The organism is Mesorhizobium sp. M7A.F.Ca.CA.002.05.1.1 (assembly GCF_003998335.1).
In the GTDB taxonomy this organism is placed as follows: Bacteria; Pseudomonadota; Alphaproteobacteria; order Rhizobiales; family Rhizobiaceae; genus Mesorhizobium.
Genome location: NZ_RZQI01001135.1, coordinates 1 through 1,615, shown reverse-complemented (window position 1 = coordinate 1,615; position 1,615 = coordinate 1). Strand labels below are relative to the sequence as shown.

General features: G+C 62.6%; 2 protein-coding genes. Both read left to right on the top strand.

Annotated features, from left to right (window positions below; all coding sequences use genetic code 11):
- The coding region (gene gcl / locus EN939_RS33350) for a glyoxylate carboligase (protein ID WP_127271727.1) at positions 1-1,311 on the top strand (1,311 nt) is incomplete at its 5' end.
- A gap of 10 nt (positions 1,312-1,321) precedes the next feature.
- A partial coding sequence (locus tag EN939_RS33345) for a TIM barrel protein (RefSeq protein ID WP_164751477.1) occupies positions 1,322-1,615 on the top strand: 294 nt, incomplete at its 3' end.

The following is a 1,615-nucleotide window of genomic DNA, read 5'->3' as shown; positions in this document are numbered from 1 at the left end:
GTGCTGATCGACCTGCCTGTCGATGTGCAACTGGCCGAAATCGAATTCGACATCGATGCCTATGAGCCGTTGACGCCGTTCAAGCCGGCGATGACGCGCGCCCAGGCCGAAAAGGCGTTGACCATGCTCAACGCGGCCGAAAAGCCGCTGATCGTCGCCGGCGGCGGCATCATCAACGCCGATGCGTCGGACCTGCTGATCGAATTCGCCGAGATTTCGGGCGTGCCGGTCATCCCGACCTTGATGGGCTGGGGCGCTATCCCCGACGACCACCGGCTGATGGCCGGCATGTGCGGGCTGCAGACCTCGCACCGCTATGGCAATGCGACGATGCTGGAAGCCGACTTCGTCTTCGGCATAGGCAACCGCTGGGCCAACCGCCACACCGGCTCCGTCGATGTCTACACCAAGGGCAAAAAGTTCATCCATGTCGACATCGAGCCGACGCAGATCGGCCGTGTCTTCGCGCCGGATCTCGGTGTCGTTTCGGATGCGGGCGCGGCGCTGAAGATGCTGCTCGACGTCGCCACTGAATGGAAGACATCAGGCAGACTGCGCGACTGGTCCGGCTGGGCGAAGGAATGCCAGGCCCGCAAGAAGACGATGAAGCGCAAGACGCATTTCGACCAGGTGCCGCTGAAGCCGCAGCGTGTCTATGAGGAGATGAACAAGGCGTTCGGCCGCGACGTCACCTATGTCACCACGATCGGCCTGTCGCAGATCGCCGGCGCGCAGTTCCTGCATGTCTACAAGCCGCGCAACTGGATCAATTGCGGCCAGGCCGGCCCGCTTGGCTGGACCTTGCCGGCAGCCCTTGGCGTGCGCGCCGCCGATCCCGACCGCACCATCGTGGCGCTGTCGGGCGACTATGATTTCCAGTTCATGATCGAGGAACTGGCGGTCGGCGCACAGCACAAATTGCCCTATCTGCATGTCGTCGTGAACAACGCCTATCTCGGCCTGATCCGGCAGGCGCAGCGTGGGTTTTCGATGGACTTCGAGGTCGACCTTGCCTTCGAGAACATCAACCGGGCAGGCGATCCCGAGGCAGGCTATGGCGTCGACCATGTTGCCGTCGCCGAAGCGATGGGCTGCAAGGCGGTCAGGGTGCGCAAGCCGGAAGAGTTCGCCGGAGCCTTCAAGGAGGCGCAGCGGCTGATGAAAGAGCACCGGGTTCCGGTCGTGCTTGAATTCATCCTCGAACGCGTCACCAACATCTCCATGGGCACCGAGATCGACAAGATCACCGAATTCGAGGAGCTTGCCGAAAGCCACGAGGATGCGCCGACGGCGATCGTGATGTTGGATTAGGAGAAAAAGAATGCCGCGTTTTTCAGCCAATCTGTCGATGCTCTTTGGCGAGCATGAGTTCCTCGATCGTTTCGATGCCGCCGCCCGCGCCGGCTTCAAGGGCGTCGAATATATCGGCCCCTATGACCATGCGCCCGATGTCGTCGCCGCCCGGTTGAAGAAGAACGGTCTGACCCAGGTGCTGTTCAACCTGCCGGCGGGCGACTGGGGCAAGGGCGAACGCGGTATTGCCGTGCTGCCGGACCGCGTGCCGGAATTCCGCCAAGGCGTCGCCAAGGCGATCACCTACGCGCAGGCGCTCGGC